Here is a 16,133-nt window from a genome sequence, read left to right as displayed (position 1 = left end):
GCTCGCCGCAACCTCCCTCGCACCCGCATCGACCATGGCCAACACCCTGAACTCCACCCCCGACCTCATCCTGCGCAACGGCCGCTTCACCACGCTGGACCGCGCCAATCCCATGGCCGACGCGGTGGCGATCAAGGACGGCCGCTTCACCCGCGTGGGCCGCGCCGAAGACGTGCTGCCGCTGGCCGGCAGCCACACCCGCGTGATCGACCTCGAGGGCAAGCGCGTGCTGCCGGGGCTCATCGACAACCACCTGCACATCATTCGCGGCGGGCTCAACTACAACATGGAGCTGCGCTGGGACGGCGTGCGGAGCCTGGCCGATGCGATGGGCATGCTCAAGCGCCAGGTGGCGATCACGCCCGCGCCGCAGTGGGTGCGCGTGGTGGGCGGCTTCACCGAGCACCAGTTCGCCGAGAAGCGCCTGCCGACCATCGCCGAGCTGAACGCGGTGGCGCCCGATACGCCCGTGTTCATCCTGCACCTGTACGACCGCGCGCTGCTCAACGGCGCCGCGCTGCGCGCCGTGGGCTACACCAAGGACACGCCCGCGCCGCCCGGCGGCGAGATCGTGCGCGACGGCGCCGGCAACCCCACGGGCCTGCTGCTGGCCAAGCCGAACGCGGCCATCCTCTACGCCACGCTGGCCAAGGGACCGAAGCTGCCCTTCGACTACCAGCTCAATTCGACGCGCCACTTCATGCGCGAACTCAACCGCCTGGGCGTGACCGGCGCCATCGACGCGGGCGGCGGCAACCAGAACTTCCCCGACGACTACGAAGTGATCCGCAAGCTCCACGACGACGGGCAACTCACCATTCGCCTCGCCTACAACCTCTTCACGCAGAAGCCCAAGGCCGAGAAGGAAGACTTTCTCAACTGGACGGCGAACTCGACGTACAAGCAGGGCGACGACTACTTCCGCCACAACGGCGCGGGCGAGATGCTGGTGTTCTCGGCGGCCGATTTCGAAGACTTCCGCCAGCCGCGCCCCGACATGGCGCCCGAGATGGAAGGCGAGCTCGAAGGCGTGGTGCGCATCCTGGCGCAGAACCGCTGGCCGTGGCGCATGCACGCCACTTACGACGAAACGATTAGCCGTTCGCTCGACGTGTTCGAGAAGGTCAACAAGGACACGCCGCTCGCGGGCCTGAACTGGTTCTTCGACCATGCCGAGACGATTTCCGAGAAGTCGATGGACCGCATCGCCGCGCTCGGCGGCGGGGTGGCGGTGCAGCACCGCATGGCCTACCAGGGCGAGTATTTCGTGGAGCGCTACGGCGCCGGCGCGGCCGAAGCCACGCCGCCGGTCAAGCGCATGCTCGAGCGCGGCATGAAGGTCTCGGCCGGCACCGACGCAACGCGCGTGGCTTCGTACAACCCGTGGGTGTCGCTGTCGTGGCTGGTCACGGGCAAGACGGTGGGCGGCATGCAGCTGTACCCGCAGCGCAACTGCCTGGACCGCGAAGGCGCGCTGCGCATGTGGACCGAGAACGTCACCTGGTTCTCGAACGAAGAGGGCAAGAAGGGCCGCATCGAGGCCGGGCAGCTCGCCGATCTGGTGGTGCCCGACCGCGATTTCTTCGCCTGCGCCGAATCGGAAATCGCGGACACGACCGCGCTGCTCACCATGGTGGGCGGCAAGGTGGTCTACGGCGCCGGCCCCTTCGCCGCGCACGACGAAGGCACGCTGCCGCCGGCCATGCCCGACTGGTCGCCCGCGCGCACCTTCGGCGGCTATGCCGGCTGGGCCGACACGGCCGAAGGCGCGCCGCTGCAGAAGGTCATGCGCAATGCTGCGATGTCCTGCGCCTGCGCCAACGACTGCAATGTGCACGGCCACCAGCACGCAACCGCCTGGAGCAGCAAGCTGCCCATTGCCGACCTCAAGAGCTTCTGGGGTGCGCTCGGCTGCGCCTGCTGGGCGGTGTGATGAAGACGATGCACTGGACCCTTTCGCCCGCCGTGCGCTGGATCGCCTTGCTGCTGCTGTGCGCGGCCTACCTGCAGGGCGGCCTGAACAAGGTGATGGACTTCGACGCCGCCATCGGCGAGATGAACCATTTCGGCCTGTCGCCGGCCGGGCCGCTGGCCGTGGCGGTGATCGTGCTGGAGCTGGGCGCTGCGGCGCTCATCCTCATCGGCTTCTGGCGCTGGCTCGGCGCGCTCGCGCTCGGCGCCTTCACACTGATGGCAACCTTCGTCGCGCTGCGTTTCTGGGAAATGCCGGTGGGCCCCGAGCGCTTCATGGCCGCGAACTCTTTCTTCGAACACCTGGGCCTGGTCGGCGGCTTCCTGCTCGTCGCCTGGCTCGATCTCAAGGAGCGCCAGGATGACTGAGCCTCAAAAATCCGCCGGCGCCTTCGCGCCGCTGCGCCAGCCGGTCTTCGCGGTGCTGTGGGCCGCCACGGTGCTGGGCAACATCGGCAGCTTCATGCGCGATGTGGCCAGTTCGTGGCTGGTGACCGATCTGTCGGCGAGCCCGACGGCGGTGGCGCTGATCCAGACGGCGGCGACGCTGCCGATCTTTTTGCTGGCGATTCCGGCGGGGGTGCTGTCGGACATCCTCGACCGGCGGCGCTTTCTGATCTTCGTGCAGGTGATGCTGGGCGCGGTGAGCGGCACGCTGCTGGTGCTCTCGCACATCGGTTCGCTCACGGTCGAATATTTGGTCGCGCTGACCTTCGTGGGCGGCATCGGCGCGGCGCTGATGGGGCCGACCTGGCAGTCGATCGTGCCGGAGCTGGTGCCGCGCAGCGAGCTCAAGGGCGCGGTGGCGCTCAACTCGCTGGGCATCAACATCGCGCGCTCCATCGGGCCGGCGGCGGGCGGGCTGATCCTCGCGAGCTTCGGCGCGGCGGCCACCTACGGGCTCGACGTGCTGAGCTATGTGTTCGTGATCGCGGCGCTGTTGTGGTGGAAGCGCCCGGCTGCTGTGGACAGCGGGCTCTCGGAGAACTTCTTCGGCGCCTTCCGCGCGGGCATCCGCTACACGCGGGCCAGCAAGGAACTGCACGTGGTGCTGCTGCGCGCGGCGGTGTTCTTCCTGTTCGCGAGCTCGGTGTGGGCGCTGCTGCCGCTGGTGGCGCGCCAGATGCTCGGCGGCACGGCGAGCTTCTACGGCATCCTGCTCGGCGCGGTGGGCGCGGGCGCCATCGGCGGCGCGCTGGTGATGCCGCGGCTGCGCGCCCGGCTCGATGCCGACGGCATGCTGCTGCTCGCTTCGCTGCTCACCGCTGCGGTGATGGGCGGCCTGGTGTTCGCGCCGCCGCAATGGCTCGCGGTGCTGATGCTGCTGGTGCTGGGCCTGGGCTGGATCATTGCGCTGACCACGCTCAACGGGGTGGCGCAGTCGATCCTGCCGAACTGGGTGCGCGGCCGCGGGCTGGCCGTGTACCTCACGGTGTTCAACGGCGCGATGGCGGCCGGCAGCCTGGGCTGGGGCCTGATCGCGCAGCAGATCGGCGTGCCGGCCACGCTGGTGGCGGGCGCGGTGGGGCTGGTGGTGATGGGGCTCGTGTTCCACCGCGTGCGGCTGCCCGCCGGCGAGGCCGACCTGCAGGCCTCGAACCACTGGCCCGAGCCGCTCCTGGCCGAGCCCGTGGCGCACGACCGCGGGCCCGTGATGATCCAGGTCGAGTACCGCATCCGCAAGGAAGACCGGCCGGCCTTCATGGCGGCGATGAAGAAGCTCTCGCTGGAGCGCCGCCGCGACGGCGCCTACGCCTGGGGCGTGCACGAGCACACGAACGACGCGGAACGGGTGATGGAGTGGTTCCTCGTGGAGTCGTGGGCCGAGCACCTGCGCCAGCACCACCGCGTGTCGCACGCCGATGCCGACCTGCAGGCCGAGGCGCTGCGTTTTCACATCGGGCCGGACAAGCCGGAGGTGCATCACTTCCTGTCGCTGTAGCGGGTTTGGCGCCGCCGGGTCGTCACCGGCGGTGCCGGTGGCGATAATCCCCCGATGCGAATCCGCTTTACCAAGATGCAGGGCGCCGGCAACGATTTCGTCGTGCTGGACGAAACCCGCGGCACGCTGGGCCTCAGTGCCGCGCAGTACCGCTTTTTGGCCGACCGCCATTTCGGCGTCGGCGCCGACCAGATCCTCACCGTGCGGCCATCGCCCGCGGAAGGCATCGACTTCCAATACGTGATCCACAACGCCGACGGCGGCGAGGTCGAGCAGTGCGGCAACGGCGCGCGCTGCTTCATGCGCTTCGTGAAGGAACACAAGCTCACCGACAAGGCCCAGGTCCGCGTGCAGACGCTGGCCGGCGTGATCGAGCCGCGCATGGGCGCCGACGGCCGCGTGACGGTCGACATGGGCGCCCCGATCTTCGAGGCCGCGCGCGTGCCCTTCGACACCGCCGGGCTCGATGCCCAGCCTGACGGTTCGTGGGAAAAGTGGCACCTCGCGCTGGGCACCCGGGCCGGCAGCCCGATCGTGTCGGTTGCGGTGCTCTCGATGGGCAACCCTCACGCGGTGCAGGTGGTCGACAACGTCGACACCGCGCCGGTGGCCGAGCAGGGCCCGCAGATCGAGCACCATCCGCGCTTTCCGCAGCGGGTGAATGCAGGCTTCATGCAGGTGGTCGATCGCTTCCACATCAAGCTGCGGGTGTTCGAGCGCGGCGCCGGCGAAACGCTGGCCTGCGGCACGGGCGCTTGCGCGGCGGTGGTGGCGGGCATCCGGCTCGGATTGCTGGACCCACGCGTCGACGTGCAGACGCACGGCGGCATTCTCACGATCGAATGGCAGGGCGAGGGCCAGCCGGTGCTCATGACGGGCCCGGCCACGACGGTGTTCGAGGGCCACATCGACGTACCCGACGTGCCCGAAATCTCGGAACAGCCATGACCAATTCCACTCACGACAACGACGCCATGAACCCGATCACCGAAGACGACATCGCCAATTACCTGGCGAACACGCCCGACTTCTTCGAGCGCCATGCCCAGTTGCTGGCGCAGGTGCAGCTCACCAGCCCGCACGGCAACCGCGCGGTGAGCCTGCAGGAGCGCCAGGCCGAGATGCTGCGCGAGAAGATTAAGGCGCTGGAGCATCGCCTGATGGACATGGTGCGCCACGGCACCGAGAACGTCGTCATTGCCGACCGGCTGCAGCGCTGGACCAGCGGCCTGCTGACCACGCGCGACCCGCGCAGCCTGCCGTACCGCATCGCGGTCGATCTGCAGTCGCTGTTCCTCGTGCCGCAGACGGCGATCAAGGTGTGGGACTGCAGCAGCGACTACCTGAACGAAGCCTATGCCCAGTGGGTGAGCGACGACGTGAAGGCGCTGGCCACTTCGCTCACTTCGCCGTACTGCGGCCTGAACTCGGGCTTTGAGGCCGCCAACTGGCTGCCGGAGCCGCAGGCTGCGATGTCGATCGCGCTGATTCCGCTGCGCGCCGATGCCGAATCGCCGGCCTTCGGTCTGCTGGTGCTCGCGTCGCCCGACGCGCAGCGATTCAATGCCGAGATGGGCACCGACTTTCTCGAGCGCATCGCCGAGCTGGCCTCGGGCGGCCTCTCGCGGCTGCGTCCTTGAACCGGCCGCGCTGGCTGCGCCGGCCGTGGCAGGTCGCGCTGCTCGGCGCGCTGCTGGTTCTGGCGCTGGCCTATGCGGCGATTGCCGCCGTCATCTGGCAGCGCGCCGACGAGCTGCTGGACAACCCGCCGCAAAGGCCCGCCGATGCGGCGCTGATCCTGGGGAGCCGTGCGTACCTGGACGGCAAACCGAATCCCTGTCTCACGGGCCGCGTCGATACCGGCATCGCGCTGGCGCAGGCCGGGCAGGTGAAGCAACTGGTGTTCACGGGCGGTGTCGACAAGGAAGACGGGCGTATCGAGGCTGATGTGATGCAGCAGCACGCGCAAGGCCTGGGCTTTGCGGGGCCGATGCTGCTGGAGCCCGCATCCACGTCCACGCGGTTGAATCTTTCGCTCTCGCGCCCGCTGCTGCAGGCGGCCGGGGTGCGCAGCGTGGTGATCGTGTCGGAGCCCTATCACCTGTGGCGCGTCGAGCGGCTGGTGCGCATGAGCGGGTTCGACCAGACCTTCGACGTGCAGTACGCCGCCGCGCCCACCTCGTGCTGGCGCCGCTGGGGCATGCTGTTCAAGGGCGCATTGCGCGAGCCGGCAGCCATCATCAACAATGCCGGCCATGGCTATCTCTTCTGAGCCGACCGCATCCGCTCCGCCGGACTGGATCGCGAAGTACCTGGAGCATGTGCGCGTGGAGCGCCGGCTCGCGGCGCGCACGGTCGAGCTCTACGCCTTCCACCTGCAGGCGCTGAGGGAAAACGCGGCCGAGGCCAATCTGCCGCTGGACCGCGTGCAGACCGCCCACATCCGGCGCTGGATGGCCAAGCTGCACAGCGCCGGTCGCGAGCCGCGCGGCATCGCGCTGGTGCTGTCGTGCTGGCGCAGCTTCTACCGCTGGCTCGGGCATGAAGGCCTGATCGGCTTCAACCCGGTGCAGGACGTGCATGCGCCCAAGGCCGGCCGTCCGCTGCCGAAGGCGCTGGGCGTGGACGACGCGGTGCAGTTGGCCGAGCTGCATGACGAAGACGCCGACCCATGGATCGAAGCGCGCGACCGGGCCATCGTCGAAATACTCTACGGCTGCGGCCTGCGCGTGAGCGAACTCACGGGGCTCGATGCACAAGCGAGCAACACGGCGCTCGGCTGGATCGACCTCGACGCGAAGGAGGCCAACGTGCTCGGCAAGGGCAGCAAGCGCCGCATCGTGCCGGTGGGCAGCAAGGCGGCCGAGGCGCTGCAGGAGTGGCTGGACGTGCGCGGCGATCGTTCGGTGCCCGCGCTCTTCGTCAGCAGCAAGGGCGCGCGGATGTCGTCGCAGGCCGTGTGGAAGCTTCTGCGCGAACGCAGTCTGAAGGCCGGCCTTGCCGCGCCCGTGCATCCGCACATGCTGCGGCACTCGTTCGCGAGCCATGTGCTGCAGTCGAGCAGCGACCTGCGCGCGGTGCAGGAGCTGCTGGGGCACGCGAACATCGCGACCACGCAGATCTATACGCGGCTGGATTTCCAGCATCTGGCAAAGGCCTATGACGCGGCGCATCCGCGCGCGAAGGCCCGGACCGACAAAGACAAATAAGTAAGCAAGCAAGCCAGGTAAAAAAATGAAAACCCTTCGCCTCAAACCCGGCAAAGAGCGCTCGATGCAGCGCCGCCATCCGTGGGTCTTCGAATCGGCCATTGCGCGCGGCGGTGCCGACTCGGGCGAGACGGTGCGCGTGGAATCGCACGACGGCGCGTTCCTCGCCTGGGCGGCGTTCAGCCCGATCTCCAAGATCCGCGCGCGGGCCTGGAGCTTTGTCGAAACGCAGCGCATCGACGCCGCGTTTCTCGCGTCGGTGTGCGAGCGTGCCGTGCGTGCAAGGGGCCTGTTCGATCTGCAGAGCGATGGCGTGCGGCTGGTGCATGGCGAGGCCGACGGCCTGCCGGGATTGATCGTCGACCGCTACGGCGACACGCTGGTGGCGCAATTCCTCTCGGCCGGTGTGGAGCGCTGGAAAGACGCGCTGGCCGATGCGCTGCTCAAGGCCACTGGGCTCACGAAGTTCTACGAGCGCTCCGATGCCAGCGGCCGCGAGCGCGAAGGCCTGAAGCCGGTCACGGGCTGGCTGCGCGGGGAGGGCGCCACCGAAATCACTATCCGCGAGCACGACTGGAAACTCTCGCTCGACATCGCGACCGGCCACAAGACCGGCTTTTACCTCGACCAGCGCGACAGCCGCCAGCGCTTTGCCGAACTCGCGAAGCACCGGCGCTTCAAGCGCGTGCTGAACTGCTTCTGCTACACGGGCGGCTTCACCGTCGCGGCGCTGGCGGGGCTCAAGGCCGCGGGTGCGCTCGACGGGGCCGAGCTGGTGTCGGTCGATTCGTCGCAGCCGGCGCTGAACTTCGCGCGCGCCAACATCGCGCTCAACGGCTTCGGCGGCGAGGGTTCGGGCGTGAAGACCGAGTTTCTCGATGCGAACGTGAACACCGTGCTGCGCGAGTTCATCGACCAGGGCCGCACCTTCGATGCCATCGTGCTCGATCCGCCGAAGTTCGCGCCCACGGCGGCGCATGCCGAGCGCGCGGCGCGGGCCTACAAGGACATCAATCGCCTCGCGCTCAAGATCCTGGAGCCGGGCGGCGTGCTGCTGACTTTCTCGTGCTCGGGCGGCATCTCCGCCGACCTGTTCCACAAGATCGTGGCCTCGGCCGGGCTGGATGCGAATGTCGACGGTTACATCAGCGAACGCCTGGGTGCGGCACCCGACCATCCAATGACGATCGAATTCCCGGAAGGGGAGTATTTGAAGGGCCTGGTGGTGGTGAGAAAGCCCGCCTGAAAAGGCCGCTTGACCCCTTCGGCAACGCAACTCAGTGGCATTGGCTAAACTGCCCGCCACCCCCGTTTTTTAGTTTTTCCGCTTCGGAGCACCCCTCATGGCCCTCATCCCCGCGACCATCCTCACCGGCTTTCTCGGCTCGGGCAAAACCACGTTGCTCAAGCGCATCCTGACCGAGGCCCACGGCCAGAAGATCGCGGTCATCGAGAACGAGTTCGGCGAAGAGAACATCGACAGCGACATCCTCGTGACCGAATCGAAAGAGCAGATCGTGCAGATGAGCAACGGCTGCGTCTGCTGCACCATCCGCGAAGACCTGCGCGAGGCGCTGCAACTGCTGGCCGCCAAGAAGCGCCAGGGCCTCTTGGATTTCGACCGCGTGGTGATCGAGACCACCGGCCTCGCAGACCCCGGCCCCGTGGCCCAGACCTTCTTCATGGACGACGAAATCGCCGAGAGCTATTTGCTCGACTCGATCCTCACGCTGGTGGACGCCAAGCACGCGCCGCAGCAACTGAACGACCGCCAGGAAGCGCGCCGCCAAGTCGGTTTTGCCGACCAGATATTCATCAGCAAGAGCGAGCTGGTGTCGGCCGAGGAAACCGAGGCGCTGATCCATCGCTTGAAGCACATGAACCCGCGCGCGCCGCAGCAGAAGGCGCATTTCGGCGACGTGCCGCTGAAGGACATCTTCGACCTGCGTGGCTTCAACCTGAATGCGAAGCTGGACATCGATCCGGACTTCCTGAGGGAAGACGATCATGACCATCACGACCATGACCACGCGCATGGCGAGCATTGCGACCACCCCTCGCACAAGCACGAAGGCCACGGCCACCATCACCACACCGACGACGACGTGAAGAGCTTCGTCTACAAGGCCGACCGCGCCTTCGATCCGGCCAAGCTCGAAGACTTTCTGGGCGCGATCGTCAACATCTACGGCCCGCGCATGCTGCGCTACAAGGGCGTGCTGAACATGAAGGGCACCGAGCGCAAGGTGATCTTCCAGGGCGTGCACCAGCTGATGGGCAGCGACCTGGGCCCCGAGTGGGGCAAGGACGAAAACCGCCAGAGCCGCATGGTGTTCATCGGCATCGAGCTGCCGCGCGAAATTCTCGAGCAGGGACTCGAGCAGTGCCTGGTGTGACGACCGCCCGCTGCTGATTCATCCAAGGAAAAAGGCGCTGCCCCGCAAGGGACAGCGCCTTTTTCATGGCCTGGCAGTGGCTTACTTGCCCAGTTCGGTCAGCGGCTTGCCATTGACCTTCAGGCTGCCTTCGCTGAACTCGACCTGCCCGGTGACATGTTCGCCGTCGCGCTTGACGAAGCCGCTGGCCTCGCCTTGCTCGACCAGCCCCGCCACCATTTCGGGCGGCGGCGTCTGGCCGCTCTCGGCGCCGGTGGCGGCGATCTGTTCGAGCCATTGCACCGGCAGCCGCGCGTTGGCCTTGAGCACGCCGCGCTTCATCAGGAGGGCCATGCCCGGCTCCTGCAGGTCTTCGTCGGTCACGCCGACCATGCCGGCGGTGTAGCTGAGTTCGCCGCGCTTGCCGCCGATCTCGACCACCATCTTGTCCAGGCCGAATTCGGGGCTGTACTTGGCCATGGCCTTCAGATCGGGGGCGAGCTGGTCGGCCAGCGCCTTCATCGCGGCCTGCGTGGCCTTGCTGCTCTTGCCGCAGCCGGCCAGGGCGGTGGATTGCAGGTAGGCGTCGGCCAGCTTCCTGTAGCCGGCGGCGTGGATGCGGCGGCCGCCGCTGGACATCTCGAACTTGTCGATGCTGGTCTCGCCGATCTTGCCCTGGCCCTTGAGGGTGCCTTCGGAGGCGTAGAGGCCGTCCTTGATCGTGGCTTCGCCGTTCAGGTCGACGTTCTGCAGCAGCACCTTCACGGGCTTGTGCGTGCCGGCCGGCGCGTCGGCATCGGCGCTGCCGCCGAGGCCCTTGGTGGCGGAGAACTCGAAGGCGTCCAGGCGCCCCTCGGTCTTGCCGGTGGCCAGGATCCAGCCCGCGCTGCCGTCCATGTCGGCCTTGGCCGTGATCTTGCCCATCTTCATCTGCACGCCCTTGGCCGCGTAGTTGAAGTCCAGGCCCGGCATCGTCATGTCGTAGCGCGCCTTGGTGCGGGCGGCGTTCACTTCGATGTGCGCCTGCGCGCCCTGCCAGGCGAATTCGCCCTTGCCTTCTTCGGCCACCTTGACGGGCGCGACCGCCATGTCGATGGCGTAGCTGCCGTCGAAGTTGACCTTGGTGAATGCCGTCAGCGGCTTGGCCTTGCCGAAGAACTTCTCGGCTTGCGCCTGGCCCTTGATGTCGAGCACCAGCTCGCTGTCGATGGTGGCCGCCGCGAACTTGCCGCCGGCGATCGGGCCGTGGTGGATGGTGTCGCGAATGGTGATGCGCAGGGGCTTGGGCGGCTTGGCGTCCGCTTCGTCGCCGTCTTCTTCCTCCTGCGGCTCCTCGCCTTCCGCGGGCTTGGCGGCGGGCGCCTGCGCCACGGCCGGGGCGGTGGCGGCATCGGCCGCACAGCCGATTTCCAGCGTCACGGTGCTCACGGCGCCGAAGAAGTTGCGCTCGTATTTGCGCTCGGTCACGCGCACCAGCGCGGTCTGCTTGGGCATCTCGTCGAGCGCGGTCTCGTAGATCGAACGGACCTTCGATCCGGTCCACCAGGTGCTCCCTCCGTAGGCGACGACGATGGCCGCGGCCACGGCTCCCAAAACTACTTTCTTGCTCAAGGCTTGCTTTCTTTTATCGAATGATCGGATGGGCCCGCGCCGCCCCGAGGGAGCGGCAGCCCCGCGTCACCCCCTCCGGCGACGCGGGCCGATGCTACCGGAGCCAACCGGCATGCAGACACATCGCCCGCGATTTCGAGTTCTCTATACAATCGCGCGCCTGTTCCGGGAGCCACACCCAGTCCTCTTGGACGAGATGTGACTTCCGGCACGGGGCGCCGCGGGTTTCTGCAGGGCTTTCGGGGGTATAACCCCGGGGTTCGCAACCGCGAGCACCCCGACAACGTGGAGCCCGCGCGGCACGAAAGCCGCGAGTGGTTCCCATGGGAGGAGACACCCAGTGAAAGCGCGTTCCAGTTCGTCCAAGGAGCCAGTCACCGTGAAGAAACCCGCCGCCAAGGCCACGCCAGCATCCAAGCCCGCCGCAAAGAAGGCGACGGCTGCGAAGGCTGTACCCGCGGCGAACAAGGTTTCCGCCACCGCGAAGGCGCCTGCAACGAAGGAGAAAAGCGCGTCCAAAAAGCCCGCAGCACCACCGGCCAAGGCCGCCACCGCTGCGACAAAGAAGTCCGTCAAGCCCGCCAAGCCTGCAACAGCAACCAAGACCGCAGGCACGGGTCCATCGTCATCCAAACCCGTCGGCCGCCCTGCTGCCGTTCCTTCTGCTCCCCCGATCCCCATGAAAAAAACGGCTGCCGCCTCCTCTTCCGCCCCGGCGACACCCTCGATGCCCGCTCAAACCGCCACGCCCGCACCCGCCGCGCGTGGGGGCCGTGTGTCCCGGCTGTCGCAACTGACCGTCCCCTCGATGCCGCAATCCGTGGCGTCGACCGCCGCGAAGTCCAGCTTCTCGCAGGCGCCGTCCACCGCGCTGGTGCCGCCGCCGCCGCTGGCCGTCAAGAAAGACCCCAAGCTCGCGAACAACTGGAAGACCAAGTCGCCCGCCGAGCTGACCGATGCCGAAGTCATCGCGATGCCCGACACCGAGTACATGAACGAAAAGCAGATGGCGTTCTTCCGCCTGAAGCTCGAAGAACTCAAGCGCGGCATCCTGGAAAACGCCGGCGAGACCACCGAGCACCTGCGTGAAGACACGGTGGTCGTGCCCGATCCGGCCGACCGCGCGACCATCGAGGAAGAACACGCCCTCGAACTGCGCACCCGCGACCGCGAACGCAAGCTGCTCAAGAAGATCGAGCAATCGATCCAGCGCATCGACGCCGGCGACTACGGCTACTGCGACGAGACCGGCGAGCCGATCGGCGTCGGCCGCCTCCTGGCCCGCCCGACCGCCACGCTGTCGCTCGAGGCGCAACAGCGCCGCGAACTCAAGCAGAAAATGTTCGGGGATTGAACCGGGTCAAGGTAGATAAACCCCAGCCCGTTCGATAGTCTTCACCGAATGCCAAAGGAAGAATCGGGCCGTCTTTTCTCGAAGGTGGCCAAGTTTGTCCGCAATCCGCTCAAGGATTGGTCGGAGCTGGATGCGCCTTCCTCCACGACGTCGGACTCCTCGCTCCCCGAGCAGACCTACAGCCGGGAGATGCTCAAGGAGATGATCGAGCGGCGCCAGCGCAACGACTTCGTTCGCCGGCGCGAGTTCGACATGCTTCGCAAGCTGCGCCAGCGCGAGGCGGCCGCCCATGCCTTCGAGGGGACGGTCACGCCCTCGTCGTTCAACATCAACAGCTCTTCGGAAAAGTCCGAGGGCCGCGCGCTCACGCTCAAGAAGATCGACGAGATCGAAGAGCAGATGTCGCAGCAGTGGTGGAAGGGCCGCGGCCCGAACGGCGAGACGCTGGTCAATCCGCCGCCCGATGCCGGCGCCGAAACGCTGCCGCCGGTGCATGTCGACGATCTGCTCGAGCCGCCGCCGGTGCATCGCACCGTGGCGGCCGTGCCGCCCGTCCAGGCAGCCAGCCCCGTCGCGGCCGGGGGCGGCGGTGCGTCGCCCCTGTCTTCCCGGCTGGCGCACGATGGCGCGCTCGAAGAAGCGGTAATCCGCTTTGCGCATGGCGACGACGCCGGCGCCGAGGCGATCCTGCTGCAGGCCCTGGCCTCCGAAAGCGCTCCGGCCGCCGACGGCGAGAACGACGCCGCAGCCGAGCGCGACGACAGCCGCTGGCGCACCCTGTTCGACCTGTACCGCGCCACCGGCGACGCCGCCAAGTTCGCGGCCGCCCGCATGCGTTACGCGCAGCGCATGAAGCGCATGGGCCCCGACTGGGTGTCGCTCGAAGACCTGGCGCGCAGCGTGAAGGCAGTGACCGCCAGCGAAGAGGCGGCAGAGCAAGGCGAGGGCGGTGGTGCCCAGGCCGACTGGAGCAGCCCCGCGCGCCTGTCCCGCGAAGGGCTGATGAGCCTCACGCGCGCGCTGTCGCAGGCCGGTTCGGTCTGGACGCTCGACTGGCGCCCCCTGACCGCCATCGAGCCCGAAGCTGCCGCGCCGCTGCGGGTGCTGCTGACGCACTGGGCCGATTCGCCGGTCAAGCTGCGCTTCATCGGCACCGCGCAACTGCTGGCGGTGCTGGCCGAGGCGGCGCCGAACAACGAACGCGGCACCGACGACGTCTGGTGGCAACTGCATCTGGCCGCGCTGCGGGTGATGCACCTGCCCGACGATTTCGAACTGGTGGCGCTCAACTACTGCATCACCTATGAGGTGTCGCCGCCGTCCTGGCAGGACCCGATCGGCGAATGCACCGCGCTCACCGCGCCGCCGCCGAGCCGCAGCAGCTCGGTGTGGTCGCTGCTGTCGAGTGCCGAATCGGAGAGCTTTCCGACGCACGACACCGGCTTTGCCGCACTGGCGGGCGATTTGCGGGGCGAATCGCTGTCGGCCTGGCAGCGGCTGGACACCGACCTGCGCCACACCACGGCGCCCGTCATTTCATGCGCGGCGCTGCTGCGCATGGACCTTGCCGCCGCCGGCACGCTGCTGAGCTGGGTGCGGGCGCGGGACGCCGATGGCGAGCGGGTGCAGTTCGTCGATGCGCACCGGCTGATCGCCGCGCTGTTCGGGCTCGTGGGCATTACCGACCACGCAACCGTAGCCGTTCGAAAGAACTGAAACCACCCTGTTTCGGGGTTGCATTGCCTTCGGCAATCCCCAGATGGCTGCGATGGAACAGTTTCACGGCACCACCATCGTGAGCGTGCGCCGCAAGACTCCCCAAGGCGACCAAGTCGCCATTGGCGGGGACGGGCAGGTCACTCTCGGCAATATCGTCATCAAGGGCACGGCGCGCAAAGTGCGACGGCTCTATCACGGCAAGGTGCTGGCCGGCTTTGCCGGCGCCACCGCCGATGCCTTCACGCTCTTCGAGCGCTTCGAGGCCAAGCTCGAAAAGCACCAGGGGCACCTGACCCGCGCGGCGGTCGAACTCACCAAGGACTGGCGCACCGACCGCGTGCTGCGCAAGCTCGAGGCCATGCTGGCCGTGGCGGACGCCACCACCTCGCTCATCATCACCGGCAACGGCGACGTGCTGGAGCCCGAAGACGGCGTGATCGCCATCGGTTCGGGCGGCGCATATGCCCAGTCGGCGGCCAAGGCACTGATCGAGAACACCGACCTTTCGGCCGAGCAGATCGTGCGCAAATCGCTGGGGATCGCCGGAGAAATCTGCATTTACACGAACATGAACCACACGGTGGAAGCGCTCTGACCATGTCCATGACCCCCCAGGAAATCGTCTCCGAGCTCGACAACCACATCGTCGGGCAGCCCGCCGCCAAGCGTGCCGTGGCCATTGCGCTGCGCAACCGCTGGCGCCGCCAGCAGGTCGACGAGAAGCTGCGCAGCGAGATCACCCCGAAGAACATCCTCATGATCGGCCCGACGGGCGTGGGCAAGACCGAGATCGCACGCCGTCTCGCGCGCCTGGCGGACGCGCCCTTCATCAAGGTCGAGGCGACCAAGTTCACCGAGGTGGGCTACGTCGGGAAAGACGTCGATTCGATCATTCGCGACCTCGCCGAAATCGCCGTCAAGCAGACCCGCGAATCTGAGAGCGCCAAGGTGCGCGCGCGGGCCGAAGACGCCGCCGAAGACCGCATCCTCGACGTGCTGCTGCCTCCAGCGCGCGGTGCAGACGGCACGACCGCGGCAATCGATGGACCCAATCCCACGCGACAGGCTTTCCGCAAGAAGCTGCGCGAGCACCAACTCGACGACAAGGAAGTCGAACTCGACCTCGCCGAGACCCGCACGCCGCTCGAAATCATGGGCCCCGCCGGCATGGAAGAAATGACCGAGCAGTTGCGCGGCATGTTCGGCCAGATGGGCGGTGGCAAGCGCAAGACGCGCAAGCTCAAGATCGCCGAGGCGCTGCGCCTCTTGATCGACGAGGAGGCCGCCAAGCTGGTGAATGAGGACGAAATCCGCGCGCAGGCGATCACCAACGCCGAGCAGAACGGCATCGTCTTCATCGACGAGATCGACAAGGTCGCGACCCGCAGCGAAGCGCAGGGCTCCGACGTGTCGAGGCAAGGCGTGCAGCGCGATTTGCTGCCGCTGGTCGAGGGCACGGCCGTGACCACCAAGTACGGCGTGGTGCGCACCGACCACATGCTGTTCATCGCGAGCGGCGCGTTCCACCTGAGCAAGCCGAGCGACCTGATCCCCGAGCTGCAGGGGCGTTTTCCGATACGGGTCGAGCTGCAATCGCTCTCGGTGTCGGACTTCGAAAGCATCCTCACGCAGACCCGCGCATCGCTCGTGAAGCAGTACCAGGCGCTGCTCGCGACCGAGGGCGTGACGCTCGATTTCCAACCCGACGGCGTGACCCGCTTGGCGAGCATCGCCTTCGAGGTGAACGAGCGCACCGAGAACATCGGCGCGCGCCGTTTGTCGACCGTGATGGAGCGCCTGCTCGATGAGGTAAGCTTCGACGCGGCCCGCATCGAGGGTCAGACGATCCGCATCGATGCCGCTTACGTCGACGAGCGCCTTGCGGCACTAAGTCACGACGAAGACCTCTCGCGCTTCATCCTCTAAAGCAGCTTCTTCTTCCCCCTGTAACG

The 16,133-nt window shown here is 67.4% G+C and carries 14 protein-coding genes; 13 read left to right on the top strand and 1 reads right to left on the bottom strand.

Annotated elements, in window-relative coordinates:
• The first annotated feature begins 34 nt into the window (after positions 1 to 34).
• The 9 genes from QFZ83_RS23765 (at position 35) to QFZ83_RS23725 (ending at position 9,518) form a co-directional block, all read left to right on the top strand.
• A complete protein-coding gene (locus QFZ83_RS23765) occupies positions 35 to 1,933 on the top strand; it encodes an amidohydrolase (protein ID WP_307512803.1) in 1,899 nt (632 codons plus the stop codon).
• Positions 1,933 to 2,340 carry a DoxX family protein gene (locus QFZ83_RS23760; protein ID WP_307510586.1) on the top strand — a complete coding sequence of 136 codons (408 nt, stop codon included), beginning with the start codon at positions 1,933 to 1,935 and terminating at the stop codon, positions 2,338 to 2,340. The genes QFZ83_RS23765 and QFZ83_RS23760 overlap by 1 nt, the downstream gene beginning before the upstream one ends.
• A complete protein-coding gene (locus QFZ83_RS23755; protein WP_307510584.1) occupies positions 2,333 to 3,913 on the top strand; it encodes an MFS transporter in 1,581 nt (526 codons plus the stop codon). Before QFZ83_RS23760 ends, QFZ83_RS23755 begins: the two co-directional genes overlap by 8 nt.
• 54 nt (positions 3,914 to 3,967) lie before the next feature.
• Positions 3,968 to 4,861 carry a diaminopimelate epimerase gene (gene dapF, locus QFZ83_RS23750; RefSeq protein ID WP_307510582.1) on the top strand — a complete coding sequence of 298 codons (894 nt, stop codon included), beginning with the start codon at positions 3,968 to 3,970 and terminating at the stop codon, positions 4,859 to 4,861.
• Entirely contained in the window at positions 4,858 to 5,553 is a 696-nt protein-coding gene (locus tag QFZ83_RS23745) for a DUF484 family protein (RefSeq protein WP_013539423.1), read from the top strand. Before dapF ends, QFZ83_RS23745 begins: the two co-directional genes overlap by 4 nt.
• Entirely contained in the window at positions 5,550 to 6,185 is a 636-nt protein-coding gene (locus tag QFZ83_RS23740; RefSeq protein ID WP_306880405.1) for a YdcF family protein, read from the top strand. The genes QFZ83_RS23745 and QFZ83_RS23740 overlap by 4 nt, the downstream gene beginning before the upstream one ends.
• Positions 6,169 to 7,122, top strand: coding sequence for a tyrosine recombinase XerC (locus QFZ83_RS23735; protein WP_306880404.1), 954 nt, complete (start codon positions 6,169 to 6,171; stop codon positions 7,120 to 7,122). The genes QFZ83_RS23740 and QFZ83_RS23735 overlap by 17 nt, the downstream gene beginning before the upstream one ends.
• Before the next feature lie 25 nt (positions 7,123 to 7,147).
• Positions 7,148 to 8,368: a class I SAM-dependent rRNA methyltransferase gene (locus QFZ83_RS23730; RefSeq protein WP_307510580.1), complete on the top strand. Its 1,221-nt coding sequence runs from the start codon at positions 7,148 to 7,150 to the stop codon at positions 8,366 to 8,368.
• A gap of 97 nt (positions 8,369 to 8,465) precedes the next feature.
• A complete protein-coding gene (locus tag QFZ83_RS23725) occupies positions 8,466 to 9,518 on the top strand; it encodes a GTP-binding protein (RefSeq protein ID WP_307510578.1) in 1,053 nt (350 codons plus the stop codon).
• 81 nt (positions 9,519 to 9,599) lie between these two features.
• On the opposite strand, the gene QFZ83_RS23720 is transcribed toward QFZ83_RS23725, so the two are convergent.
• Positions 9,600 to 11,108 carry a YdgA family protein gene (locus tag QFZ83_RS23720; protein ID WP_307510576.1) on the bottom strand — a complete coding sequence of 503 codons (1,509 nt, stop codon included), beginning with the start codon at positions 11,106 to 11,108 and terminating at the stop codon, positions 9,600 to 9,602.
• 379 nt (positions 11,109 to 11,487) lie between these two features.
• Between QFZ83_RS23720 and dksA the strand changes: the two genes are divergently transcribed.
• Genes dksA through hslU form a run of 4 tightly spaced genes read left to right on the top strand, consistent with a single transcriptional unit; the run spans position 11,488 to position 16,107 of the window.
• A complete protein-coding gene (dksA, locus tag QFZ83_RS23715) occupies positions 11,488 to 12,462 on the top strand; it encodes an RNA polymerase-binding protein DksA (protein ID WP_306880577.1) in 975 nt (324 codons plus the stop codon).
• 48 nt (positions 12,463 to 12,510) lie between these two features.
• Positions 12,511 to 14,178 carry an STAS domain-containing protein gene (locus tag QFZ83_RS23710; RefSeq protein ID WP_307510575.1) on the top strand — a complete coding sequence of 556 codons (1,668 nt, stop codon included), beginning with the start codon at positions 12,511 to 12,513 and terminating at the stop codon, positions 14,176 to 14,178.
• A gap of 52 nt (positions 14,179 to 14,230) precedes the next feature.
• Positions 14,231 to 14,776, top strand: coding sequence for an ATP-dependent protease subunit HslV (gene hslV, locus QFZ83_RS23705; protein ID WP_013539431.1), 546 nt, complete (start codon positions 14,231 to 14,233; stop codon positions 14,774 to 14,776).
• Between the two features lie 2 nt (positions 14,777 to 14,778).
• Positions 14,779 to 16,107 carry an ATP-dependent protease ATPase subunit HslU gene (hslU, locus tag QFZ83_RS23700; protein ID WP_307510574.1) on the top strand — a complete coding sequence of 443 codons (1,329 nt, stop codon included), beginning with the start codon at positions 14,779 to 14,781 and terminating at the stop codon, positions 16,105 to 16,107.
• Positions 16,108 to 16,133 lie beyond the last annotated feature (26 nt).

The organism is Variovorax sp. W1I1 (genome assembly GCF_030815625.1).
GTDB classification, from domain to species: Bacteria; Pseudomonadota; Gammaproteobacteria; order Burkholderiales; family Burkholderiaceae_C; genus Variovorax; species Variovorax paradoxus_C.
This window is presented reverse-complemented; position numbering and strand designations above follow the sequence as displayed.

What these genes read in the sequence shown, in the direction of transcription:
- QFZ83_RS23765 (WP_307512803.1), top strand. Translation starts at nt 35, where the DNA reads ATGGCCAACACCCTGAACTCCACCCCCGACCTCATCCTGCGCAACGGC.
- QFZ83_RS23760 (WP_307510586.1), top strand. Translation starts at nt 1,933, where the DNA reads ATGAAGACGATGCACTGGACCCTTTCGCCCGCCGTGCGCTGGATCGCC.
- QFZ83_RS23755 (WP_307510584.1), top strand. Translation starts at nt 2,333, where the DNA reads ATGACTGAGCCTCAAAAATCCGCCGGCGCCTTCGCGCCGCTGCGCCAG.
- dapF (WP_307510582.1), top strand. Translation starts at nt 3,968, where the DNA reads ATGCGAATCCGCTTTACCAAGATGCAGGGCGCCGGCAACGATTTCGTC.
- QFZ83_RS23745 (WP_013539423.1), top strand. Translation starts at nt 4,858, where the DNA reads ATGACCAATTCCACTCACGACAACGACGCCATGAACCCGATCACCGAA.
- QFZ83_RS23735 (WP_306880404.1), top strand. Translation starts at nt 6,169, where the DNA reads ATGGCTATCTCTTCTGAGCCGACCGCATCCGCTCCGCCGGACTGGATC.
- QFZ83_RS23730 (WP_307510580.1), top strand. Translation starts at nt 7,148, where the DNA reads ATGAAAACCCTTCGCCTCAAACCCGGCAAAGAGCGCTCGATGCAGCGC.
- QFZ83_RS23725 (WP_307510578.1), top strand. Translation starts at nt 8,466, where the DNA reads ATGGCCCTCATCCCCGCGACCATCCTCACCGGCTTTCTCGGCTCGGGC.
- QFZ83_RS23710 (WP_307510575.1), top strand. Translation starts at nt 12,511, where the DNA reads ATGCCAAAGGAAGAATCGGGCCGTCTTTTCTCGAAGGTGGCCAAGTTT.
- hslV (WP_013539431.1), top strand. Translation starts at nt 14,231, where the DNA reads ATGGAACAGTTTCACGGCACCACCATCGTGAGCGTGCGCCGCAAGACT.
- hslU (WP_307510574.1), top strand. Translation starts at nt 14,779, where the DNA reads ATGTCCATGACCCCCCAGGAAATCGTCTCCGAGCTCGACAACCACATC.